This window comes from Silvibacterium bohemicum (assembly GCF_001006305.1).
In the GTDB taxonomy this organism is placed as follows: Bacteria; Acidobacteriota; Terriglobia; order Terriglobales; family Acidobacteriaceae; genus Silvibacterium; species Silvibacterium bohemicum.
The window spans coordinates 73,149-94,435 of record NZ_LBHJ01000008.1; the positions used below are offsets into that span (position 1 = coordinate 73,149).

Annotated in this window: 26 protein-coding genes; 6 read left to right on the forward strand and 20 right to left on the reverse strand. The window is 58.3% G+C overall.

Going from position 1 to position 21,287, the window contains the following annotated elements:
- From XX99_RS15480 to XX99_RS15520, 9 genes are read right to left on the reverse strand one after another with little or no spacing between them, the layout of a single operon-like run.
- Positions 1 to 306 carry a type II toxin-antitoxin system HicB family antitoxin gene (locus XX99_RS15480; protein WP_050060316.1) on the reverse strand — a complete coding sequence of 102 codons (306 nt, stop codon included), beginning with the start codon at positions 304 to 306 and terminating at the stop codon, positions 1 to 3.
- Complete coding sequence (locus tag XX99_RS15485) at positions 303 to 488, reverse strand: type II toxin-antitoxin system HicA family toxin (protein ID WP_050060317.1); 186 nt, start codon at positions 486 to 488, stop codon at positions 303 to 305. The genes XX99_RS15480 and XX99_RS15485 overlap by 4 nt, the downstream gene beginning before the upstream one ends.
- A 6-nt stretch (positions 489 to 494) precedes the next feature.
- Positions 495 to 1,808: an NADH-quinone oxidoreductase subunit NuoF gene (nuoF, locus tag XX99_RS15490; protein ID WP_050060318.1), complete on the reverse strand. Its 1,314-nt coding sequence runs from the start codon at positions 1,806 to 1,808 to the stop codon at positions 495 to 497.
- Position 1,809: 1 nt separating this feature from the next.
- Positions 1,810 to 2,319, reverse strand: a complete 510-nt coding sequence (locus XX99_RS15495; RefSeq protein WP_050060319.1) for an NADH-quinone oxidoreductase subunit NuoE family protein — start codon at positions 2,317 to 2,319, stop codon at positions 1,810 to 1,812.
- A gap of 3 nt (positions 2,320 to 2,322) precedes the next feature.
- Positions 2,323 to 2,688 (reverse strand): hypothetical protein, encoded by a 366-nt coding sequence (locus XX99_RS15500; protein WP_050060320.1) that lies wholly within the window; start codon positions 2,686 to 2,688, stop codon positions 2,323 to 2,325.
- Positions 2,666 to 3,232 (reverse strand): hypothetical protein, encoded by a 567-nt coding sequence (locus tag XX99_RS15505; RefSeq protein WP_050060321.1) that lies wholly within the window; start codon positions 3,230 to 3,232, stop codon positions 2,666 to 2,668. The genes XX99_RS15500 and XX99_RS15505 overlap by 23 nt, the downstream gene beginning before the upstream one ends.
- Positions 3,229 to 4,464, reverse strand: coding sequence for an NADH dehydrogenase (quinone) subunit D (nuoD, locus tag XX99_RS15510; protein WP_050060322.1), 1,236 nt, complete (start codon positions 4,462 to 4,464; stop codon positions 3,229 to 3,231). The genes XX99_RS15505 and nuoD overlap by 4 nt, the downstream gene beginning before the upstream one ends.
- A complete protein-coding gene (locus tag XX99_RS15515) occupies positions 4,464 to 4,970 on the reverse strand; it encodes an NADH-quinone oxidoreductase subunit C (protein WP_050060323.1) in 507 nt (168 codons plus the stop codon). The genes nuoD and XX99_RS15515 overlap by 1 nt, the downstream gene beginning before the upstream one ends.
- A gap of 3 nt (positions 4,971 to 4,973) precedes the next feature.
- The gene (locus XX99_RS15520) at positions 4,974 to 5,381 is read right to left on the reverse strand and encodes an NADH-quinone oxidoreductase subunit A (protein WP_050060324.1); all 408 of its coding nucleotides are present in this window, start codon (positions 5,379 to 5,381) and stop codon (positions 4,974 to 4,976) included.
- A 554-nt stretch (positions 5,382 to 5,935) separates the two neighbouring features.
- On the opposite strand from XX99_RS15520, the gene XX99_RS15525 reads away from it, so the two are divergent.
- The 5 genes from XX99_RS15525 to XX99_RS15545 all read left to right on the forward strand — a co-directional run bounded on the left by XX99_RS15525 (position 5,936) and on the right by XX99_RS15545 (position 9,673).
- Positions 5,936 to 6,238, forward strand: coding sequence for a putative quinol monooxygenase (locus tag XX99_RS15525; RefSeq protein ID WP_050060325.1), 303 nt, complete (start codon positions 5,936 to 5,938; stop codon positions 6,236 to 6,238).
- Positions 6,239 to 6,330: 92 nt separating this feature from the next.
- Positions 6,331 to 6,597 carry a ubiquitin carboxyl-terminal hydrolase 14 gene (locus tag XX99_RS15530; protein WP_050060326.1) on the forward strand — a complete coding sequence of 89 codons (267 nt, stop codon included), beginning with the start codon at positions 6,331 to 6,333 and terminating at the stop codon, positions 6,595 to 6,597.
- A 168-nt stretch (positions 6,598 to 6,765) separates the two neighbouring features.
- Positions 6,766 to 6,975 carry a hypothetical protein gene (locus XX99_RS15535; protein ID WP_050060327.1) on the forward strand — a complete coding sequence of 70 codons (210 nt, stop codon included), beginning with the start codon at positions 6,766 to 6,768 and terminating at the stop codon, positions 6,973 to 6,975.
- 78 nt (positions 6,976 to 7,053) lie between these two features.
- On the forward strand, positions 7,054 to 8,253 hold the full coding sequence (gene thiS / locus XX99_RS27745; protein WP_184085201.1) for a sulfur carrier protein ThiS: 1,200 nt from the start codon (positions 7,054 to 7,056) through the stop codon (positions 8,251 to 8,253).
- A gap of 157 nt (positions 8,254 to 8,410) precedes the next feature.
- Complete coding sequence (locus tag XX99_RS15545; RefSeq protein WP_050060328.1) at positions 8,411 to 9,673, forward strand: glycosyltransferase; 1,263 nt, start codon at positions 8,411 to 8,413, stop codon at positions 9,671 to 9,673.
- Between the two features lie 99 nt (positions 9,674 to 9,772).
- Here the strand turns inward: XX99_RS15545 and XX99_RS15550 are convergent, their stop codons facing one another.
- Positions 9,773 to 10,819, reverse strand: coding sequence for a VWA domain-containing protein (locus XX99_RS15550; RefSeq protein WP_050060329.1), 1,047 nt, complete (start codon positions 10,817 to 10,819; stop codon positions 9,773 to 9,775).
- A gap of 310 nt (positions 10,820 to 11,129) precedes the next feature.
- On the opposite strand from XX99_RS15550, the gene XX99_RS15555 reads away from it, so the two are divergent.
- Positions 11,130 to 11,939, forward strand: a complete 810-nt coding sequence (locus XX99_RS15555) for a DUF1223 domain-containing protein (RefSeq protein WP_050060330.1) — start codon at positions 11,130 to 11,132, stop codon at positions 11,937 to 11,939.
- 19 nt (positions 11,940 to 11,958) lie between these two features.
- Here the strand turns inward: XX99_RS15555 and XX99_RS15560 are convergent, their stop codons facing one another.
- From XX99_RS15560 to XX99_RS15605, 10 genes are all read right to left on the reverse strand, one after another.
- Positions 11,959 to 12,189, reverse strand: coding sequence for a hypothetical protein (locus tag XX99_RS15560; protein WP_156186015.1), 231 nt, complete (start codon positions 12,187 to 12,189; stop codon positions 11,959 to 11,961).
- The gene (locus XX99_RS15565) at positions 12,190 to 12,951 is read right to left on the reverse strand and encodes a cytochrome c oxidase subunit 3 (protein WP_050060332.1); all 762 of its coding nucleotides are present in this window, start codon (positions 12,949 to 12,951) and stop codon (positions 12,190 to 12,192) included. It lies immediately after the preceding gene.
- Between the two features lie 24 nt (positions 12,952 to 12,975).
- Positions 12,976 to 14,634, reverse strand: a complete 1,659-nt coding sequence (locus XX99_RS15570; RefSeq protein WP_231581417.1) for a cytochrome c oxidase subunit I — start codon at positions 14,632 to 14,634, stop codon at positions 12,976 to 12,978.
- Complete coding sequence (locus XX99_RS15575; RefSeq protein WP_050060334.1) at positions 14,631 to 15,386, reverse strand: cytochrome c oxidase subunit II; 756 nt, start codon at positions 15,384 to 15,386, stop codon at positions 14,631 to 14,633. Before XX99_RS15575 ends, XX99_RS15570 begins: the two co-directional genes overlap by 4 nt.
- A gap of 13 nt (positions 15,387 to 15,399) precedes the next feature.
- Entirely contained in the window at positions 15,400 to 16,029 is a 630-nt protein-coding gene (gene pdxT, locus XX99_RS15580; RefSeq protein WP_050060335.1) for a pyridoxal 5'-phosphate synthase glutaminase subunit PdxT, read from the reverse strand.
- Positions 16,030 to 16,042: 13 nt separating this feature from the next.
- The gene (locus tag XX99_RS15585) at positions 16,043 to 16,525 is read right to left on the reverse strand and encodes a hypothetical protein (RefSeq protein WP_050060336.1); all 483 of its coding nucleotides are present in this window, start codon (positions 16,523 to 16,525) and stop codon (positions 16,043 to 16,045) included.
- Positions 16,522 to 16,794: a UPF0175 family protein gene (locus tag XX99_RS15590; RefSeq protein WP_050060337.1), complete on the reverse strand. Its 273-nt coding sequence runs from the start codon at positions 16,792 to 16,794 to the stop codon at positions 16,522 to 16,524. The genes XX99_RS15585 and XX99_RS15590 overlap by 4 nt, the downstream gene beginning before the upstream one ends.
- 77 nt (positions 16,795 to 16,871) lie before the next feature.
- Positions 16,872 to 17,855, reverse strand: coding sequence for a pyridoxal 5'-phosphate synthase lyase subunit PdxS (gene pdxS / locus XX99_RS15595; protein ID WP_050060338.1), 984 nt, complete (start codon positions 17,853 to 17,855; stop codon positions 16,872 to 16,874).
- A gap of 252 nt (positions 17,856 to 18,107) precedes the next feature.
- Positions 18,108 to 19,493, reverse strand: coding sequence for an MFS transporter (locus XX99_RS15600; protein WP_050060339.1), 1,386 nt, complete (start codon positions 19,491 to 19,493; stop codon positions 18,108 to 18,110).
- 145 nt (positions 19,494 to 19,638) lie between these two features.
- Positions 19,639 to 21,264 (reverse strand): glycoside hydrolase family 5 protein, encoded by a 1,626-nt coding sequence (locus tag XX99_RS15605; RefSeq protein WP_197081894.1) that lies wholly within the window; start codon positions 21,262 to 21,264, stop codon positions 19,639 to 19,641.
- Between the last annotated feature and the right edge of the window lie 23 nt (positions 21,265 to 21,287).

Here is a 21,287-nt window from a genome sequence, read left to right on the forward strand (position 1 = left end):
CTATGCAGAGATTGCTTCGCCCTTGTGATGTTGAACCGGCATTTCGACCTGCAGATGCTCGACAACGAAATATTCGACATCTTCAAAATCGTCATCCTTGAAGTCAACGCTTGTTGTGGCGGGTTCAGGAAGCCGCTCACCGTATTCGGTCATTACCTGAAAATGCGATTCCAGACCTTCCCGCATCATCACGCGCATCTCTTCCAGCGTATCGCCGGCGGAGACGCAGCCGGGAACATCGGGAGCCTGCCCAGCAAAGTTTTTGCCGGGTACTTTCGCGTAGACAACCAGGAATGTTTTTGTCATTTCAATCCCGCCTGTTTCAGAATACTCGCGACGATGAACTTGGGAAGATCCTTACTGCCGTGAAAAGGAACAGTTACGATTCCGGGCTTGCTCAGATGAGCAAAGTGCATGTGACTTCCGGTCTGACGCTTTAACTTCCACCCGTCTTCTTCGATAACGCGGATGATCTCCCGCGCCTTCATGCTTGCTTACACCAGCGCCGGTTCATGCGCCGCAGAAATCTGGTAGAGGCTCTGCTTGCCGTTTACGTAGTCTTCGAACTCGTTGCGGAACTTCTTCACAAATCCCAGAATCGGCATCGCCGCCGCATCGCCGAGCGGGCAGAAGGTGCGCCCCATCATGTTCTCGGCCAGGTACTGAATATTGTCGATGTCCTTCATCTCGCCGCCGCCCGCGTTGATGCGGCCGATCGACTTCTTCAACCAATCCGTACCCTCGCGGCAGGGAATGCACCATCCGCAGCTTTCATGCTGATAAAACTGGATAGTCCGCAGCGCGAACTCGACCATGCTCACCGTCTCGTCGAGCACCACGATGCCGCCTGAGCCCAGCATGGTTCCGGCTTTGCCCAGCTGGTCGAAGTCCAGCCCTACATCGATCTCATCCGCTTTCAACACTGGCGTTGAAGAGCCTCCGGGGACAACGGCCTTGAGCTTCTTGCCTCCGCGTACGCCGCCGCCAACCTCGTAGATCGCCTTACGCAGGCTGTATCCCATGGGCAGCTCATAGACGCCCGGCTTTTCCACGTGGCCACTGATGCCGAAGAGACGCGTGCCGCCGTTGCGCTCCGATCCCACCTTGGCGTAGGCTTCGCCGCCCATCAATAGGATGTGGGGCACGCTGGCAATGGTCTCCGCGTTATTGATGACCGTCGGTCCGCCGTAAAGTCCAACCACGGCAGGGAAGGGCGGCTTGATGCGCGGCACGCCGCGCTTGCCCTCGAGCGACTCCATCAGAGCCGACTCTTCGCCGACCTCATAGGCTCCCGCGCCGGTCTGCGTTACGACATCGAAGTCGATGCCTGACCCAAAGATATTCTTGCCTAGAAAGCCCTTGGCATAGGCATCGGCAACCGCCTTCTCCATGATCTTGAGCAGGTAGCGATATTCACCGCGCAAGTAGATGAAGCCCATCTTCGCGCCGATGGCCAGGCCCGCAATCATGGTGCCTTCGATCACGGCATGCGGATCGTGCAGGAAGATCACATGATCCTTGCACGTTCCCGGTTCGCTCTCGTCGCCATTCACCAGTACGTACTTGGGCTTCACCGACTGCTTGGGCACGAAGGACCACTTGAGTCCGGTAGGGAAGCCGGCGCCGCCGCGTCCGCGAAGGCCGGACGCTTTCATTTCACTGATGATCCAGTCGACGCCCTTCTCGATCGCTGTCTGCACGGCCTTGTAGCCGTCGAGTTCGACATACTTATCGATATCCGTCGCGCCCTGTCCAAAGCGGCGGGAGATGATCTTCACTTCATCGGGGTGGGAGACGAGCGTTGGCATGTTAAACCGTGACCTTTCCGCGTCCCGCCTGGTAATCGTCCAGGACCTGGTCCAGCTTTTCCGTCGTCAGATTGTCGTAGAAGTCGTAGTTCACCTGGATGGCAGGCGCCCAGCAACAGGCTCCGATGCATTCCACTTCTTCGAGTGAGAAGAGGCCATCCGGGGTTACGCCCTTGTGTCCGATACCCAGACGCTTCTTGCAGTGCTCCATAATGCCGTAGCCGTCGCGCAGCATGCAGCTGATGTTGGTGCATACCTGGACGTTGTACTTCCCGGCCGGCTTGGTGCGCAGCATGGAGTAGTAGCTGAGCACGCTCCTTACGTCGTGGTCTTTGATCCCGATGCGCTCGGCGATCTCCGAAACAACCGCATCCGAGATATAGCCGACCTCGTCCTGCGCGTAAAGCAGCATGGGGATCAACGCGGAGCGCCGCACAGGGTAGATCGTGACCAGGCGGTCGAAGCGCGCCGCAAGTTCGGGTGAAAATATGCTTGTCTTTTCTGTGGCCAACGCTTACTCCTCGTCAAAAACCTTTGCCGTGAATGCCTCTGCCGCTACTTCCAATTCCAGCTTGCCGCGACGGTCGCTAAACTCCACCTGGCTGTCTTCGCCGATCTTGAATTCGCCTCTACCGATCAACCTCTCCGGTCCGGGATCGTCTTCGTAGATGGCCCAGCTTCCAGTGCCGGTCGCGTCATCGAACTCCAGCGTCAAAATCTTCTCGTCGCTGCGCAGCGTCAGGTGACCGCCTTCGCCTTCATCGATGAGCGCTCGGCCAACCGGCCTGCCGATATCGTGAGCCGCAACATAGGATCGGATCAGCGACGCGAACGAGATCCATAATTCGCGATATAAGTTACTTGCCGCGGGCGCTGTCACGCTTCGCCTCTTTCCTGGCAGCTTCTTCCTTGGCTTCGGCCGCGTCCGCAGCCGCTTCTTCCAGGCCCAGTATGCTCGGATATCCGCCCAGCAGCTGCTCCACGCCCCAGCGCGCGACCTGATCGGCGAGCGACAGATATTGCACGCTCTGCGGATCGTCGACAAAGGCCTTGGGCACATCCTCGCCGGGATTGTCGATCACACCCCATGCGCCTCGCGTCAGCTTGATCTGGCCGTAGTGAAAGATCGCGGTTTCGGTCGGAACCAGCCGCTTGAGCTGGGCTGAAGTAAAGGCGTAGAAGATCGTGTCGCTGAAGTTATCGGTCGCGAACTTGAGATCGAAGAGCCCTGCGGAGACGACCAACAGACATGGGTCTTCGTCCGCAACGTTTACCTTTACATGACTCTTCGCCGGCTCGTGCCCGGCAAGCTCCAGAAACGCCCGCTTCAGTTCAGGCCAGAAGGCGAGCGCGGCTCCGGTACGCTCGCCGAAGCTCTTCTGCTGCAGCTCCGCCCACTTCGCGTTTTCGACGATGATGCTCATCGGTCAATTTCTCCCAGCACGATGTCGATCGACCCGATCACCGCGACCACGTCGGCGATGAGCTTGCCTTCGCACATAGCCTGCAATGCCTGGAGCGACGCAAACGAAGGATTGCGCATGTGTACGCGGTAAGGCTTTGCCGTGCCGTCGCTGACCACGTAGTAGCCCATCTCGCCGCGCGGCGATTCCACTGCCTGATAGACCTGACCGGCGGGTACGGTGAAGCCTTCGGTCACGATCTTGAAGTGGTAGATGAGCGACTCCATCTGGGTCTTCATCTTCTCGCGGTCGGGAAGCACAACTTTTGGCGCGTTGGCCTTGATGTCTCCTTCGGGCATGCCGTCCAGCGCCTGCAGGCAAATCTTCACCGATTCGCGCATCTCTTCCAGGCGGACGATGTAACGCGCCCACACGTCGCAGTCGTTCGAAACCGGCACCTTGAACTGGAACTTCTCGTAGCTCGAATACGGCATGTCGCGGCGCAGATCCCAGTCCACACCCGATGCGCGCAGCGGAGGCCCGGTTACGCCGAGAGCGATGGCGTCTGCCGCGCTGAGATGGCCCACACCCTTGAGGCGGCTCACCCAGATCGGATTGCCGGTGAGCAGGTTTTGATACTCGTCGATCTTCTCCGGCATCACGTTGAGCAGCTTACGGATTCTGCCGAAGAGATCGAGCGGCGGCTCGAGCGCCAGGCCGCCGACGCGGAAATACGAAGTCATCATGCGCTGTCCGGAGACCGCCTCGAAGATGCGCAGTATCTCCTCGCGTTCACGGAAGCAATACAAGAAAACGGTGAGCGCGCCGATGTCCATGGCGTGCGTGCCCAGCCATACCAGGTGCGAATTCAGCCGCGTCAGCTCGTTGAAGAGCACGCGAATCCACTGCGCCCGGTCCGGAATCTCGATCTGCAGCAGTTTCTCGACTGCCAGGCAGTAGCAGAGATTGTTGGTCATCGGGCTCAGGTAGTCGATGCGGTCGGTCATCGGCACCACCTGCTGGTAGAACTTTGCCTCGCAGGTCTTCTCGATGCCGGTATGCAGGTAGCCGATATCCGGCACCACCTTCAGCACCGTTTCGCCGTCGATCTCGACCACCAGGCGCAAAACGCCGTGGGTCGAAGGGTGCTGCGGGCCCATGTTGAGGACCATGGTGCGGTCTTTAGAGCCTTCCTCGGGACGCGGCGTGATCAGCGAAGAGGTAGCAACGAAATCGGGTAAATTAGCGCCCATCAGCGGTACCCCTCAACCGGATAGTCCTTACGTAGAGGATGCCCATTCCACTCTTCGGGCATCATGATTCGGCGCAGATTGGGGTGACCGTGGAAGCGCACACCAAAGAGATCCCATACTTCGCGCTCATAAAAATTAGCTGAAGGCCAGACCGGAGTAATGCTGTCGATGGAGGGATCGATGCTTCCGACGAAGGCCATTAGGCGAATCCGCTCTTTCAGCCCGTGCGAAAGAATGTGATAGGTCACCTGAAAGCGCGGCTCGCTGGGATACCAGTCGACACAGGTCACATCTTCGAGAAAGTTGTATCCGGCGGACTGCACTGTGCGGCAGGCATCGCGAATCTGATCTTTGTTGATGGTCAGCGTCAGTTCGTTGCGGTCGAACTTCGCGTCGGTGATTGCGTCAGGAATGGAAGAGAGAAGAGAAGCGATGGCCCGGTTTTGCGCGTGAGCCTCAAGGACGGCGTCTTTATCGTGCCCCGGTTCCTGAATCGTGTCTGTCATGGTCTACAAATCGCCTTTGTCCGTGCCCCAATCGAGGATGCCTTTTTTCCAGATGTAGAAGAAGCCGACCAGCACGAAGCCGAGATACACAAGCATCTCCCAGAAGCCGAAGAGTCGTGAGCCGGTAAGTGCAGGCAGCTGACGATAGATGACGGCCCAGGGCATCATAAAGACCGCTTCAACGTCGAAGAGGATGAAGAGCATTGCGACCATGTAAAAGCGAACCGAAAATCGTCCGCGCGCGTCGCCTTCCGCAGGGATGCCGCACTCGTACGCTTCGAGCTTGGTCTTGATGCGGCGATGGCGGCCGATGAGGAACGACACTGTCGTCATCGAGCAGCCCATGCCCGTTGCGACCAGAATCTGGATCATCAGCGGGATGTAATTCCATGTATAGGGGTGGGATTGCATGATGCTGTGTGACCTCAAGAAAGGAAGCGTCGAACGGCTACCTTTTGACTCTAGTTTTTCGACTGTCAAGAGTCAAGTTGTGGATTGCTAAGAACAAACATCAAGTGGAAGTTCTCGTCAGTCCAACCGGATGCCTCGGGTGGTAGAGGCCGATTTGGCCTCCGCCAGGAAGCTGGAAGTTCAGTGTTCGAAACCCACTGCTCTTCGTCTATCGCCGTAAATTCGGCGCTTTTTTTGCGAGCGCCGCTCTCTCGTTCTTCGGATCGTCACACATGAAGTAAAGTTCATGACGGCCGCCACAGTCGCCCGGATGGGCAGTGATTTCGCACCTGTATATAGAAATAACTTGCGCAGCAACAACCATCATGAGCCGTGCTCCTTACTCTTTAGATCTTTCGAACGGGACAAAGAGTTCGCTGTACGTTGGTCTGACTACCCACGTTGGTCGGACTACATTGACCTGGGATGAAAATGCACCGCCGGCATCTCTGCCTCGTAACCGAATACGCGTTCGATCCATCCAATGGGCAGGATTAGTCCTAAGGAGAAAGAACATGGTGAAGTTTGGATTGTTGGTTTTGCTGGAAGCGAAACCGGGTAAAGAAGCAGAGGCTGCAGCCTTCCTGAAGAGCGCACTGCCTCTGGTCGAGGCGGAGCCGGAAACCACGGCGTGGTTCGGCATTCAGATCGGCCCTTCGACCTTTGGCATCTTCGATGTTTTCCCCGATGAAGCCGGACGTCAGGCGCATCTCACCGGCAAGGTCGCAGCAGCCCTGATGGAAAAGGCCGCCGATCTGTTCCAGGGTTCGCCGAACATCCAGCAGGCAAATGTCTTGGCATCCAAGCTACCGAAGTAGCATGATGACAGCGGGCCCTGATTGCGAATCCTTCGTGAAGCAGGGCCCGGATCGCCCGAAGCTGTAATTCGATTTCGGGCCGAGGGGACGCGATGGCCGCCTGCACACATTTGAATCACATCCATAAAGTAAAGCCGCACACGCCGAAAGGCTGCGAAGAGTGCCTGAAGTCCGGCGACCGCTGGGTCCATCTTCGCATGTGCCTGGAGTGCGGGCATGTTGGCTGTTGCGATTCGTCCAAAAACAAGCACGCGACCAAGCACTTCCACGCAACCGACCACCCGATCATGCGCTCTATCGAGCCGGGAGAGAAATGGGGATGGTGCTATATCGACGAGATCGAGGTCGACGTCGCCTGATCTAAGCCTCATCAATTGATAACACTAGGGAGGAACGGCAATCCTTTCCGTTAAGATTAAAGTAGCGAAAGCGTAAATCCCGGGAAGAAGTTTTGGAATATTTTCCCAAAACTGGAATTTTATGCGTAGAATGCCGATATGGGCCCCCAGACGGAGGGATGTAATTCCATGGGTACTCCAACTATCGTTACTGGCCACTTCGAGAAGCCCAGCCTGGGCTCCGTGGCCAATCGCAAAGAGCGCTTCGCTCCTGCTGATGATGTCTATACCGAAAATCCCACCGGCGCCTATCGCGGTCTGGCCTTTGCGCTGATCTTCAATGTCCTGCTCGCGCTCATAGGCGCGGCAGGATGGATTCTCTGGCGTGTGATCCGCTAGATTCGCGCGACTCGACCTCAGCTTAACCCTCTGTTTGATCCTCTCCACTGCTTGATCTTCCCCTGATAGATTCAGAGAATGGAAATCATTCTCAACGGGCAGAGCCGCAATCTCCCCGATCTTCCTGAGACAGCTACAGTTACGGATCTGGTCGCCAGCCTGGGCCTGAAGGGCGACCGGGTTGCGGTCGAACACAACGGCAGCATCCTGCCGCGCTCTGAATGGGCGCGGACTTCGATCCATTCCGGCGACAAATTCGAGATCGTCCACTTCGTCGGCGGGGGCTCGCCGGCTCGCGGACGGTCTACATTCTGGCTTCTGGCCATCGTGGCGGGTGTTCTCAGCCTGGGACAGGCGCGAGCCCAGCATTCCCCGCAGCCTCCGCTCGTCGGACCGACCTTTTCTGTAGACGGCATCGAAGCGACCCAGCCGCTGAAGATCGTGGCTTACGGCGATACCCGCTTTACCCAGGTCAAAGACGACTACGATACCGATCCGAGGGTGCGGAAATACCTCGTCGATCAGATTGCCCGCGAAAAGCCTGACGCCGTCTTCATGACCGGCGACCTGCCTTTTAATGGAGCCGATCCCGCCGACTGGCAGATCTTTCGCGAGGAGTCTGCACCCTGGCAGGCCGAGCATCTGCGGATCTATCCCACGCTCGGAAATCACGATGTGCGCGGCGGATGGGATGCTGGAATTAAAAACTTCAACGCCACCTTTCCGGAGTTGAAGGGCTATCTCTACTACTCGGTGCAGATCGGGAATGTCTATCTCATCACCCTCGATTGCACGCAGGGCTACCCGGAGGGATCGCCGCAGCGCGAATGGCTGGGTTCGCAGCTCACCCACCTTCCGAAGACGGCGAACTTCGTCTTCTTTCTCTCCCACATGCCGCTCTACAACGACCTGCAAAGCCAGGTAGTGGCTACGCTGCCCACTCCCGCCGAGCTATCGCTGCGCGAATACATTCTGTCGCTAGCTCCGAAGGTCGACGCGAAGATGGTCGTCGTGAATGGCCACATTCACAACTACGAGCGATTTGAAACCGGCAAAGTTACGTATTTGATTACCGGCGGCGGCGGAGCTATCCCCTACCGCATCGCTTTCCGCGGTCCGGAAGACAAGTACCGCGACCGCTCTTATCCCAACTACCACTACCTCGTCCTGCAGATTCACGGCAAGGCTGCAGATGTCACGATGTATCGGGTAGCCAATCCCAAGTCAGCAAACTTCCGCCTCGAAGTGAAGGACAAGTTCACGCTGACCGCTCCTTAAATCGCACGATCGGTTTTCAGGTGGAAATCGCTTCCGTAGCGCCGTAAAAACCGATTCAAGGCTGCCTTTCGGGAATAAATTCAGGTCCGCGAACTTATGTCTCTTATGACTCTCGCGTGATGCCATCTCCTCACGCTGAAGGAAAGAGATAGCATCGATGAAAATTGGTTTTTTGTGTTTGCCCGTGCCCGGTCATTTGAACCCGATGACCGCACTCGCCCGCAAGCTGCAATCGCGGGGACATGAAATGGTGTTTGTCGGAGTGCCGGACAACGAATCGGTTATCCGTGCTGCCGGTCTGGATTTCGTCCCCTTCTGCGAGGAAAAATTTCCCATCGGCTCCATGGCCAAGACCTGGGGTGGAGTGGCGAAACTGCGAGGTATGGAAGCGCTCAAGTATTCGGCAATGAGTCTAATTCCCGATCTCCTCGAAGCGGGGTTGAAGCATCTCCCGCAAAAAATAAGAGAGACCGGTATCGAGTTTCTGCTGCTCGACGTCTCATATCGCTTTCTTGAATTGGTGCCCATAGCGATGGGTGTTCCTTTCGTGCAGATCGTCAATATCGTTCCCGGCGATCGCTCCGGAACGACTCCGCCCTACTTTTTCAGCTGGCCCCACGAAACAACTCCGGAAGCTCGCGCCAGAAACATCGAGGGCTTGAAGAAGATAGGCAGCCTTTTCGGACCAACGCTGGCGCATGCGAAAGCTTATGTAGAAAAGAACGGCCTTTCGATCGACTGGAGCGACCCCAACGCAACCGCTTCCAAGCTGGCCATCGTTGCGCAGACGCCAAAAGAATTCGATTTCCCGGGCATTCCCTGGCCTCCACAGTTCCACTACGCCGGTCCGTTTCACGACGATCGCGGGCGAGAGCCGGTATCTTTTCCATGGGAGAAGCTGACCGGCCAGCCTCTCATCTATGCCTCGTTGGGAACACTTCTGAATGGCCTGGAAGAGATTTACAAAACCATCCTTGCTGCGGTGCGACTGCTCCCCGATGTTCAGCTAGTGCTTTCGGTGGGGAAGAACATCAATCCCGCGGATCTCGGACCAATTCCATCGAACGCGATCGTCGTCAGCACTGCACCTCAAATCGAATTGCTGAAGCGCGCTGCCCTCTGCATCACGCATGCGGGACTGAATACGGCGCTCGAATCCCTTGGACAAGGCGTGCCGATGGTCGCCATCCCCAACACGTACGATCAGCCCGGTGTTGCCTCCAGGATTGCCTATCATCGGGTGGGGGAGTTCATCGAGATTGATGAACTGAGCGAAGAGCGTCTCACGGAGCTGATTCTCAAAGTGATGAGGGATCCAGCCTACAGAGACAAGGCTCTTTACTTCCGGGACGTGATCGCGAAGACACATGGCCTCGACATCGCTGCCGACGTGATCGAGCAGGTCTTCCGCGCAAGTTAGGCTCTTGCAACGGCAGACCGAACACATGCAGGCATGCCCGGCATCCCAATTTCGCGATCGGGAGGCCAATTTATAGGACAAGTCAGAAACTTAGGAGGCTCACGGCTGCGCGTAGTAGCCGGTGCGGGTTCTGACGACTAAGCCGGGCTTGTCGATCTTGACCTCCAGTCCGTGATACTCGTCGGGATGCTCGGCCTTCGCGGGATCGATGGAGAGCTCGTAGTAGATGTCGGCGTCTTGCGAGCAGCGGGTGATCGATCCTGTGATGTCGTTGCTGGAATGGAGAGCCAGACCTCCGCTCTGCACGGCGAGCACCTGTAGAGCCAGATTTCCCGCCTGCACTTTATTGGGAGAAGGCACTCCCTTGAGGAACTCCTCGTAGTAGATGGTGCGAAGCCCGCCTGCGTCTGTCGTTCCCAGCGGATCGATGCTGTAAAGCGTGATGCGCGCCTGGCGCAGAGCGGTGGAGAGCCCGACGACGGAGTTGAAAATCTGGCGCTCCTCGCGATTGGTCAACTCGATGCGCGGACCGGAGAGAATGGGCCAGCCTGGGCTGATCCAGATAACCACCTTGCGCCCTGGCTTGCGTGCTTCGTATTCCGTGAGGGTGCCGATGGTGCGCAGCGACAGCTGCAAACGATCGACGGCGCCGTAAAAGCCTTCCGACCGGGTGATGGTGCGCAGGCCGGTCACATTCTGGTCGAAGGAGGCAAGCAGCGCTTTCCCGTCTCGGGTGGGAGCGGTCTGCACGCGCGTGTTTTGATCGGTGAAGAAGATGATCGAAACCGGCTGCGCCAGCTTTCCGCTGTTCTGCCCCAGGAATTTTGCGATCTCGTTGCGCTCGTAGGAGACGGTCGTGAACCTTGCGTTCACCGCATCGATGAGGAGAATGACTTCGGTTGGAGCCTCGGCCGTGCTTTTCTCGACAGCACGGAAGGAGACTAGCTTCTGCGGCAGCTTGTTATCTAGAACTGTGAAGTCCTGCTGCTGCAGACCGGCAACCGGCTTATCCGACCGGTCGGACACCACGACGTTGAGCGAGATGTGCGGGTCGGGGGAGAAAGCCGGTGCTGCCGTTGCTTCAGGCGGCGCAACAGGCTGCTGAGCCATGACTGGGAGAGAGAGCGGCAGAAACAAGAGAACCATCCAGCGAACTGACCTGCGCGAAAACCATGCTTTCATCGACGTACCCCGAGAGATTCTTGAAGCGGTCCGTAATTGGGATGCCTGCAACGAATCTCGTGGATTATTGAGACGTTGCACCCGCTCAAAAGACCCTATCACCCGAAGTTATCGTTTGATAGGGAAGGACATGGCTACAGTTATGCCATCACGAATATGAAAGGAGTTTGGCCTCAGCCGCCGAAGGAAGTTCTCCCGGGCCGAAGACCGGGATTTGATTGGTGCTGTAACCGCGGTGCGGCCGCAGCGTCCTATCGATAGCAGGAGTTTCGCAATGGCAGATACGAAAAAGCAACTCGGGAGATGGTTATCGGCGGCGATCACAGCGTTGGCTGGCTTGGCGTTTTTGTTCTACGGGCCAGGTTCGCATCGCCTGGGCGATGTTCGCGCCGCCAGCGCCGAGGCCCCGGTCTTCGTCGAGCTGTTTACCTCCGAAGGATGCTCGAGCTGCCCGCCGGCGGATAACCTTCTGGCCCAGATCGCGCAGAAGGTGCCCAACGCTGTGGTTCTCTCTGAGCATGTCACCTACTGGAACAACCTCGGCTGGCATGATCCTTTTTCTTCGGATGAATCGACCTTGCGGCAGGCCGACTACGTGGACCATTTGCGCCTGGACAGCAGCTATACGCCGCAAATGGTGGTGAATGGAACCAGGGAGTTTGTGGGCAGCGATGGCCGCGCCGCCGCTCAGGCCATCGCTCACGTTTCGGAGGAGGTTCGTGTGCCCGTCTCCATCTCCGGGCTGACCGTCGATGGGAATCGCCAGGCCAGCTTTCAGGTCCAGATTGGTGCGTCCAAAACATCGGCGCAGCTGATCGTCGTCGCAGCGCAGGATGAAGGGACCAAGCACATCTCGACGGGCGAAAATGGCGGACACACGCTGCGCCATGTCATGATCGCGCGCAGCTTCACCGAGGCGGCACAGATTCGCAGCGGGGCCGGATATTCAGGGCGCATCACCGTTGCGCTGCCTCAGGCCATCGCGGGCAGTGGCTGGCATGTGGTTGCGTTCGTCGAAGAAGGCCGCGGAGGGCCGGTGGTGGGTGCGGCTTCAGCCGCTGTGCTTGTGGCCGGGCGGGTCTGATCGAGTCTTTCCCCCCGGCTCAGTCTTCTCTGGGCCGGCTCTGTCGCGCAATTACCAGAATGGCGAGAAAGATCGCTCCAGCCGGAATTCCGAGGACCAGAATAGCCCGGCGCAGCCCCTCGCGCGCTCTTGGAGCTGAGCCGGCGGTGGCATCTTTGCAGAGGCTGCAGCCTTGAGCATTCGAGACGTGGGGAAAAACCAGCAACAGGCCAAGCGCCGCCGTCACCCAGGCTCGTCGTAGCCAGCTCATTTATTGGAAAACGACCAATAGGGCAAAGAGAAAGACCCAGAAGATGCCCATGGTGTGCCAGTACCATGCCGTGCAATCGACGACAATCTGGCGCAACTCGATGCGGCGCAGGGTGAAGAGCCCAATCAGCGCTCCGCCAAGCGCGAGAACGCCGAGCACCAGGTGCAGCCCATGGGTTCCGGTAATCAGGTAAAAGAAATGGCTGCTGGGATCGGGCGAGTCGAAGTGAAAGCCGGCCAGGACCAGCTGCTTCCAGGCGATCCATTGGCCGACGAGGAAGATGACGCCGAGAACAGCGGTCGCTATCAGCCACGGTGAAGCACGCTTGACTGCCGGACGGCCAAGCCCCAGCCATTCCTCCATGACGTCGATCTCGCGGAAGAGCTGGCGGCGTGCTATCTCGACCGTGACGGTGCTGAGCAGGAGAACCGCGGTATTGAGCCAGAGAATGGGAGGAACCGCGAGCGGATGCCAATCGGAGACATAATTCTCACGGGCGTCGAAGTGGCCGGCGCTCTGCCGTACAAAGAATGCGCTGACAATGGCCACGAAGAACATCAGGTCGCCGGCCAGGGCGAAGATGACGCCTAACCTGTAGCGGCTAAGCAGCTCGCGGGGCCCGCGGCGTCCGGAAGGGCGATTTTCCCAGTTATCGCCATCGCCTCCGCCACCCGTAGGCCGCCGGTCGACCGGCGGTTTGCCGCCGATGCCGGGGTCTTTGCGCTCGATCTCAACTGGATGACTGGTGAAGGTGGCCGGCATGGGGCTGCTCCCTACTGCATCAGATTACTCCTGTTTGGATGCCGATTCCCACTGCGGAAAAAACTTTGCGTTTCCGGCGGTTACTTCGTACTCATAAGGTCCACGTTGAACCCGGATGGTTTTACCCTCAGGCGCCCACTCGAGCGTCGTCGCCTGCCAGGGATTCGGCTCAGCCTTCCGGCCGCGGCGAGCGCTGTAGATCATGTTCCACAGAAATATCAGCTGCGCGGCGGCCAGCAGCAGTGCCGAGGACGTGATGCCGCGCTCATTGGCCAGGATCGAAGAGAACGAGGTTGCCGGCCCGGTGAGGCGCTCGTAATGGCGCGGCTCACCCGCCAATCCTGAGAGGTGCATGGGCAGGAACGTGCCATAAGCGGCAATGAGGCTGATCCAGAAGTGGATTTTGCCCAGAGTTTCGCTCATCATCCTGCCCGTTACGAGAGGGAACCAGTAGTAGATTCCGGCAAAAAGGGAGAAGACGCCGGCCATGGCCATCACCAGATGGAAGTGGGCGACCACAAAAAAGGTGTTGTGCAGGTAGCTGTCGAGCGCGGGCTGGGCCAGGATCGGCCCGGTGAGGCCTCCCGCGATAAAGAAGGAGAGAAATCCCAGCGCAAAGAGCATCGGAGTGTGCAGGCGCAGGCCGCCGCGCGACAGCAGGAAGAGCCAGCCTAGAACCTCGACGGTACTGGGGACGGCAATGGCCATCGTGGTAACCGCGAAAGCCGTTCCCGCGTAGGGATTCATGCCGCTGACGAACATGTGATGTCCCCAGACGAGCAAACCGAGGAGTCCGATGGCGACGAGCATCCCTGCCATAAGGCGATAGCCGGGGACATTGCGCCGGGAAAAATTCGCAAAGAGCGAGGTGGCCAGACCCATTCCGGGAAGCACCGCGATATAGACCTCGGGATGGCCGAAGAACCAGAAGAGATGCAGCCACAGCAGCGGCGAGCCATCGCCGCGCCCAACGATGCGGCCGTTCACCAGGTCTCCGAGCGGCACGAAGAAGCTCGAGCCGAAGTGGCGGTCGGAGAAGAGCAGCAGAATCGCCGCCAGCAATACGGAGAAGACCAGCAGCGTGAGGATCGAGGTCACCAGCCACGCCCAGACGGTCATGGGCAGGCGCGACCAGGTCATTCCCGGGCAGCGCTCGGTGAGGATGGTGGAGAGCATATTGACCGCGCTGAGCCACGACGAGAGGCAGAAGACGGCGATGCTAATCAGCCAGAGATCCATGCCCGCGCCCTGGCCGGGGCCGGCAGAGGGAATCGCGCTCAGCGGCGGATAGCTGGTCCATCCTGAGATGGGCGCGCCCTGCGGCACGAAGAAAGCCGCCATGAGGATAAGAAAAGCAGCGGCAGCGAGCCAGAAGGCGAGGGCATTGAGCCGCGGAAAGGCCATCTCCCGCGCGCCGATCTGCGCCGGCATGATGAGGCTTGCGAACCCACTCTGCGGGGCTGTGGTCAACACGAAGAAGACCATCAGCGTACCGTGCATGGTGACCAGCGCCAGATAATCCTCGGGCTTAAGCAGGCCGTAGAAGGGAAGCGGTACCTCAGGCCACAGGCGATGGATGCGCATCACCAGCGAGAGCAGCGTTCCCACGACGACCGCCGCAAGCGAGAGTCGCAGGTAGAGAATCCCGATCGCGCGATGGCCGGTGGTAAAGATGCTGCTCACCGTGAGTGCTCCTTCGCGTGCTGCTGGAGCCATTGTCGATAGGCGTCCGGTGAGACCACGCGGAGCTGTGCCTGCATCCGGGCGTGGCCCGATCCGCAAACCTGCGAACAGAGAATGGGATACGTTCCGACCGCGATTGGCGTGAAGTGGACGTGCAGCACCAGTCCCGGAACAGTATTTTCTTTGAGCCGCATGGCTGGGATGAAGAAGCCGTGGATGACGTCGAGCGAACGCAGGCGCAGATCGACTTCCCGGCCGAGGGGAAGCACCAGCACGCTCGAAACGATATCGTCGGCTCCGCGCGCATCCTGCGGATCGAGGCCAAGCGGATTGCCGGCGGCGGCATTGACCAGCGACGGACGCGCAATGCCGAAGGCTGCGTCGGCTCCAGGGTAGCGGAAGTACCACTGGAACTGCTGTCCGACCACCTCAACCTGCATGGACTCGGCCGATGCGCCCTCGAAGCGGTTGACCGCCCAGAGATGCTGCGCGGTGATTGCCATCCAGAGATACATTGCGCAGAAAGCGGCGAGGAGGAGCCGCTCGACGAGATGACTGTATGTCTTGAGGACGGCCGCTTTCTTCCGACGCACCATCGCGAAGATGATCCAGGCCTGAGCTGCGACGAAACATGGCAGCAGCGCGGCCAGATTCCAAAGCATGAGGTGGTCGACGGCGACGCCGTGTAGCGACGCATTCGGCGGCATCCGAAGGAAGAGCAGGGAAGCGCCGTGAATGGGAAGCGCAGCCATCTCTTCGGCCGCCTCAGGCTTTGACGGCAGCGCGGCTGCGGACTAGATCCACGAATCGTTGATGAACGCGGCGGTCGGAAGAGAGCTCGGGGTGAAAGGTCGCTGCCATGATGTGATCCTGCTCGACCAGAACGGGAGAACCTTCGCGCTCAGCGAGCACTGCGACCCCCGGCCCGGTCTTCACAATGCGCGGCGCGCGGATGTAGACCAGCTCCAGAGGGTCGCCGCCAAGCTTGGTCGACGACATCTCGATCACGCTGTCATTCTGCCTGCCGTAAGCATTGCGCTCGACCGCGATATCGAGAACACCGAGGCTCTGCTGCGCGGGGCGCGTCACTTCCTTGGCCAGCAGTATGCAGCCGGCGCAGGTTCCGAAGGTAGGCTTGTTGCGGACGAAGTCTTCCAGAGCATGGAGAAAGCCGTCGCGCTCCAGGAACTTCAGAAATGTGGTGGATTCGCCGCCGGGGAGGATGAGTCCGTCGACGTTCGCCAGCTCGCCCGGTTTACGTACAAGAACCGAATCCGCTCCCGCTTCGCGCAAAGCAGCAGCATGAGCATCGAAGTCACCCTGGATGGCGAGTACTCCGATTTTGGGTAGGCTGTTTTCCGGCTCGATTGACATTTCGACTGTATGATCCTGCATTCTGGCCAACTTCTTATTCTAGATGATGACGTTCCGCAAGCACTCTTCGCAATGCTGCAGACATATGAAAGTTGGTTTGCTCAAGATCTTTGAAGGCAGTTGCGAAATTAATCAATTGAAGCTTGGCAGCGCGCTCCAGCACTCCAATGGTGCCGAGGACTGACAGCCCCAGAGATTCAGCTGCACCGCGTCCTTCTATTTCGTCCATCAACAAGAGTGGATGTCCGCGATCTTTTGCCAAAGCAATTGCCTGCCGTTCGCCCTCATCGAGATGATCGAGGCGGGAATCGGAGGGAAAGGATGACCTTGGCGCGACTAAAAGCCATTCCGGAGGATGCTTTATCCAGAAGGTTACAGCTTCCGGCGTTCTGCTATGAGTCAACTCGTCGACGACAGCGGGTGGGATCACAACTTGCTCGAAGAGTTCGCCAGGCAGTTGAGATTTTCCGATGAGCACAAGATATCGAAGTGGCCCTGCGTCCGCTACGACGATCATCCGTGGGGATTGCTTGGAGGGGGCACGAGCGTGTCGAGTAATTTTTGATCTCTCTCATATTCCGAGACATCGTAAGCTCCACGCTCGATGTTGTGCTTCTTGAGAAAGCCATCCACCTCATAGCCGGTAACAAAGCCCAGCATATTGCGAAGCTGCTTCCTGTTCAGTGCGCCATTGCGGTAACCTTCGGCCACCAACGCTTCCAGGGCCTCGCGGCCTGGATTTGCGTGCTCGGCAAGATCGTCGGGTAACTGGACCGTGATTTCCATGACGTCCTTTCCTCATCGACCTTTGCGCCAAAGGCGCGATTGCCTGGACGGCCAGTCCTGCGTAGTCCCGGCCAGTCCTAGTTCCCTCGAGTCTGTAGCAGCTGGCTCTCTTCGATCGCGGCGACGGCCAGGCCCTTCATGGTTCCCGTCACCTGTTCGCTGGCTTCGGAGAGAATCTTCGCATCATCGTAGTGCGTGGTCGCGATGACAATGGCCTTGGCGCGCGATTCGGCTTCGGCGCGCTCCTTGGGATTGTTCGGCTCGCCCTGTTCGTTGATCGAAACATCGAGCGGCGTGGCGCGCTCTTTCATGAAAATGCCCGAACCGACGAAGACCGACTCGGCGCCGAGCTGCATCATCAGGGCCGCGTCGGCAGGAGTGGCAATGCCGCCTGCGGAGAAGTTCGGCACCGGCAGTTTGCCCGTCTTGGCCACCATGCGCACCAGCTCGTAGGGTGCCTTGTGCTCCTTGGCTGCGACGTAAAGCTCCTGATCGCTGAGCACAGTGAGAGCCTTCATCTCCAGCACGATCTGGCGCATGTGCTTCACTGCGTGAACCACATCACCGGTGCCCGCTTCGCCTTTGGTGCGGATCATGGCCGCGCCTTCGGCGATGCGCCGCAGAGCCTCGCCCAGATCGCGCGCGCCGCAGACGAATGGGGTTTTGAAGGCATGCTTGTCGATGTGGTGCGTCTCATCCGCCATGGTGAGAACTTCGCTCTCGTCGATGAAGTCGACGCCGAGATGCTGCAGAATCTGCGCTTCGGCGAAGTGCCCGATGCGGGCCTTGGCCATCACCGGAATCGACACGATAGACATGATCTCGCGAATGAGCTTGGGGTTGGCCATGCGGGCTACGCCGCCCTCGGCGCGAATCATCGCCGGCACACGCTCCAGCGCCATCACCGCAACTGCTCCGGCCTGTTCGGCGATCTTGGCCTGCTCCACGTTCATCACGTCCATGATGACGCCGCCCTTGAGCATTTCGGCCAGGCCGACCTTGAGCCGCAGCCCGGTTCCGTTGTTTGCGTAATTGCCGTTAGTGTTGATGTGATCTGCCATGAGGTACCTCTCGTTTCCAAGCGCGACTGCCGGACACCTTTCGTGGAGCCGGATGCGTACATTACGAAGATTTCGGTGAAGCATCAGTTTAGCAGTTTTGACACAAGGAAGGCCGCCCGAAAAAGGGCAGCCCAAGTCGATGAAAAACCCTGCGATAGGTTTTTGGGAGGGAGCGTGAGGCTTCAGCCTCACGAATAAGCCCGGCGAAATTTAGAGGGCTTCAGCCGCGGGTCTTTTGTACATGCCGAGATTCTAGGCCGCCGCCGCTCTCTCCGCCGGGCTCGATGGCTCCGCAGAAATCTCTTCGAGGCTCTTGCCTTTGGTTTCGGGCAGCATCGTCACCGTGAAGATGAGCCCGAGAATGCTGGCGATCGCCGCTGCCGATTCCGCGCCCAGCAGGCCTTTCCAGTGCAGCAGGAAGGGAAATGCGAAGACGCCGAAGAATCCGCCCAGCTTGCCCATAGCCGCCGTAACACCGTGGCCGGTGGTGCGGACCTGCACCGGAAAGATCTCCGAAGGATAAACAAAGGTCGTCGAGTTAGGTCCAAATTCGGTGAAGAAGAAGCTGAATCCGTAGATGATGAGGAAGGGAAGCGCCATCTTTTCGAGGTTCGGAATCAGCGCCAGCAGGCCGAAGGTCATGGCCATCATGGCGAAGCCCAATACCTGAATAGTTTTGCGGCCCAGTCTGTCCATGGTGAGCGCGGCCACCGCATAGCCGGGCGCGGCGAACAGGGCGAAGATGCCCAGCTGGGTGAGGGTTTTCTGCAACAGGGTGTGATCGCTGTTCAAGGCAGAGAGCACGAGCGGGCTGGAGACGGTATTGCCGTAATATGCGGCGTCCATGAAGAACCACGCCGCACTGGCTCCAAATAGACGCAGCGCCAGCTTCTTGTCGTTCACCAGGCGATGGTAGCCGTCCCAGAAGGAGACCGACTGCGGGCCTTTGTCGGACTGATCGATGCTGGTGATCTTCCCGGCTTGGTCTTCCTGCTTGCCCGAGGCGGCTAGAAAGCGTGGCGTTTCCTTCAAGTGACGACGCGACCAATACACGGCCATGGCCGGAACCGCGCCGAAGCCGACCAGTATTCTCCAGATGAGATTGTGCGGCAGGCCTGACGCAATCAGCCCGGCGGCCAGCAGTGGCCCGACGATCAGGCCCGCTGCCTGCATGGCGAAGACCAGCGTAACCAGCATCCCGCGATGGGTCTTGCCCGCATATTCGCTCATGATGGTAGCCGACACCGGATAGTCGCCACCAATGCCGATGCCCAGGATGAAGCGTAGTCCGATCAGCCACCAGATATTCGGCGAAAGCGCGCAGCCGATGGCTCCGACGGCCAGCACCAGCACTTCGACTCCGTAGATCCGCTTGCGCCCGAGCATGTCGGCGACGCGGCCGAAGAGCAGAGCTCCAAAGGCTGTGGCCAGCAGAGCAGTCGACTCGACCAACCCCTCTTCCAGCTTGCCGGTATGCCAGATGGGCTTGAGAAGCGACATCACCACACCGATTACGAACAGGTCATAGGCATCGGTGAAGAAACCCATGCCGGAGATGAACATGATCTTCCAGTGTTCTTTGGAGATGTGTGCGTTATCCATCTCCGAAAAGTCGTGTGCGGTGTGTGATGTCGCCATGGGAGGGCCCTCTGTCCTTATACGGATGCAAGGAAAGATGAACGCCATGTTGCAGGAGTGTGAATTCGGGCTGGTTGCGAGGGCTTTCAGAGAGTCCGCACAACAGCGGACTCTCTATCGCAATGTGCGGCGTGCCACTTGAACACTAAGCAGGCTTGGCCATGTGGTTGCTCAGCACATCCACCAGACCTTTGTTAGGAACGCACTGCTTCGCGGAAAAGGACGAAAGGATGTGGTCCAGCTCTGTCTCCGACAACCCTTTGAATAAGCCGGCATACATCGGCTGCATCAGCGTTCCGGCATAGAAGCATAGCAATGTCTGGCTCATGCTCTTAGCGTTGAGAAGAGGATCAATTTGCGGATCATCCACCACTCGGCGGATCTGCTCTGCGAGCTGTGCTGTGGAATCTTTGATTGGTGTTGCTGGCAGCCATCTCATCCAATCGTCCGTTCCGATAGCTCTTTTCTTACTGAGAAGATCTTTGATCCGCTCCACGTAAGGCGACTCAGGATTGAGCGTCAGCATACCCATCACGCCAATGTCCTTGTAGTTCCACGTCGTCCAATGTGCGCCGTTGCTCTCAAAGATGCTGAGCTGATCGTCCAGTGCGCGGAGCCTGTCGCCGGCCTCGTCGGCTGGCCCATTGAAGACCGATCCAAATTCGCCTACCCACAGTGGAACGTTATTCTGCTGCGTGAATTTTGTGCCTTCCGCATCGAGGAAGAACTGTTCCTGCTTCTTTAGATCCCACTGCACGGAGCCGCTACCCAGCGCAGTTCTAGGATGTATCAAGCCAGGGTATTGGCCAGGGCCAAATCCCGGGGCGGTGTAATTATGCGAACTGTAGGCGAGATTGTCGTCGAAAGGCTTTTCGAGTCCAGAGAACAACGAGGCGTAGCTATCACCTTCGAGGAAAATGATGTGCCTGGAATCTATCTTGCGGATTTCTGTAACCACACGCCGGTAGACCGCATTCATTACGTTCCAGTTGGGCTTGTAATTTGGAGGCACATTCCAGGGGTAATCGCCCATCTCGTTGTTTGTGCAAGGTTCGTTCAGCACGTCGTATCCAGCAATCACTGACCGGTTCGCGTAACGCCGGGCGAACTCCTTCCAGAGAGCGACGTAGCGGTCTTGATACGACGCATCCCTCCAAAGCAAACTGATGCGCGAGGCGTTATCGGAATGCCAGTGGACGTTCTGCCAGCCTTGCGCCGCATGAAGATCGAGAATGACGTAAAGATCATGTTTCTCGCAGAGATCGAGAACCTTGTCGAGGCGCGCAAACCCTGACTCCTTGTATTTAAAGGGAGCCATGTCATCTTCGAAGTGCCGGTAATTGAGGGGGAATCTGACGACGTTTACCCCAGCCTGGCGTAGAAAGATCACATCGTCTTCATTGAAGAAATAATCGAGCATCCGATCGAAAAAGAACTGAGCCTTCGACGCGCCGAGCGTCTCCACCATCTGTGCTCGCAGAGTGTGCTCCGAACCCGGATGACCATTGATGAAGTCCTCCATGTTCATCCAGCCGCCTGGGCAAGTTCCCCTGAGCCGAACCTTTTTCCCTTCGCTGTCGACGATGTCACGGCCCTTGACGCGAAGGAAACTCATCTTCTGCTCTTTGTGATCTATGGCCGAGGCATGAGAACTGTTGGGTGAGATCGTTTCAGCGACAGATTCGTTGGTAGTGAACACTGCCGCTCCGGTGAGAGCTGCCAGCTTTAAGAACTCACGCCGTGGTTGACCGCCAATCGATCCCTTTATCATCTACCGTCTCCAATCACGCGATT

Bases quoted from the DNA above. Each gene is read 5' to 3' on its own strand.
- XX99_RS15605 (WP_197081894.1), bottom strand. From the start codon at position 21,264: ATGATAAAGGGATCGATTGGCGGTCAACCACGGCGTGAGTTCTTAAAG.
- thiS (WP_184085201.1), top strand. From the start codon at position 7,054: ATGGAAATCATTCTCAACGGGCAGAGCCGCAATCTCCCCGATCTTCCT.
- XX99_RS15575 (WP_050060334.1), bottom strand. From the start codon at position 15,386: ATGGCTGCGCTTCCCATTCACGGCGCTTCCCTGCTCTTCCTTCGGATG.
- XX99_RS15565 (WP_050060332.1), bottom strand. From the start codon at position 12,951: ATGCCGGCCACCTTCACCAGTCATCCAGTTGAGATCGAGCGCAAAGAC.
- XX99_RS15525 (WP_050060325.1), top strand. From the start codon at position 5,936: ATGGTGAAGTTTGGATTGTTGGTTTTGCTGGAAGCGAAACCGGGTAAA.
- XX99_RS15585 (WP_050060336.1), bottom strand. From the start codon at position 16,525: ATGATCGTCGTAGCGGACGCAGGGCCACTTCGATATCTTGTGCTCATC.
- pdxS (WP_050060338.1), bottom strand. From the start codon at position 17,855: ATGGCAGATCACATCAACACTAACGGCAATTACGCAAACAACGGAACC.
- XX99_RS15555 (WP_050060330.1), top strand. From the start codon at position 11,130: ATGGCAGATACGAAAAAGCAACTCGGGAGATGGTTATCGGCGGCGATC.
- XX99_RS15600 (WP_050060339.1), bottom strand. From the start codon at position 19,493: ATGGCGACATCACACACCGCACACGACTTTTCGGAGATGGATAACGCA.
- XX99_RS15545 (WP_050060328.1), top strand. From the start codon at position 8,411: ATGAAAATTGGTTTTTTGTGTTTGCCCGTGCCCGGTCATTTGAACCCG.
- XX99_RS15560 (WP_156186015.1), bottom strand. From the start codon at position 12,189: ATGAGCTGGCTACGACGAGCCTGGGTGACGGCGGCGCTTGGCCTGTTG.
- pdxT (WP_050060335.1), bottom strand. From the start codon at position 16,029: ATGCAGGATCATACAGTCGAAATGTCAATCGAGCCGGAAAACAGCCTA.
- XX99_RS15530 (WP_050060326.1), top strand. From the start codon at position 6,331: ATGGCCGCCTGCACACATTTGAATCACATCCATAAAGTAAAGCCGCAC.
- nuoD (WP_050060322.1), bottom strand. From the start codon at position 4,464: ATGGGCGCTAATTTACCCGATTTCGTTGCTACCTCTTCGCTGATCACG.
- nuoF (WP_050060318.1), bottom strand. From the start codon at position 1,808: ATGCCAACGCTCGTCTCCCACCCCGATGAAGTGAAGATCATCTCCCGC.
- XX99_RS15520 (WP_050060324.1), bottom strand. From the start codon at position 5,381: ATGCAATCCCACCCCTATACATGGAATTACATCCCGCTGATGATCCAG.
- XX99_RS15505 (WP_050060321.1), bottom strand. From the start codon at position 3,232: ATGAGCATCATCGTCGAAAACGCGAAGTGGGCGGAGCTGCAGCAGAAG.
- XX99_RS15590 (WP_050060337.1), bottom strand. From the start codon at position 16,794: ATGGAAATCACGGTCCAGTTACCCGACGATCTTGCCGAGCACGCAAAT.
- XX99_RS15535 (WP_050060327.1), top strand. From the start codon at position 6,766: ATGGGTACTCCAACTATCGTTACTGGCCACTTCGAGAAGCCCAGCCTG.
- XX99_RS15485 (WP_050060317.1), bottom strand. From the start codon at position 488: ATGAAGGCGCGGGAGATCATCCGCGTTATCGAAGAAGACGGGTGGAAG.
- XX99_RS15480 (WP_050060316.1), bottom strand. From the start codon at position 306: ATGACAAAAACATTCCTGGTTGTCTACGCGAAAGTACCCGGCAAAAAC.
- XX99_RS15550 (WP_050060329.1), bottom strand. From the start codon at position 10,819: ATGGTTCTCTTGTTTCTGCCGCTCTCTCTCCCAGTCATGGCTCAGCAG.
- XX99_RS15515 (WP_050060323.1), bottom strand. From the start codon at position 4,970: ATGACAGACACGATTCAGGAACCGGGGCACGATAAAGACGCCGTCCTT.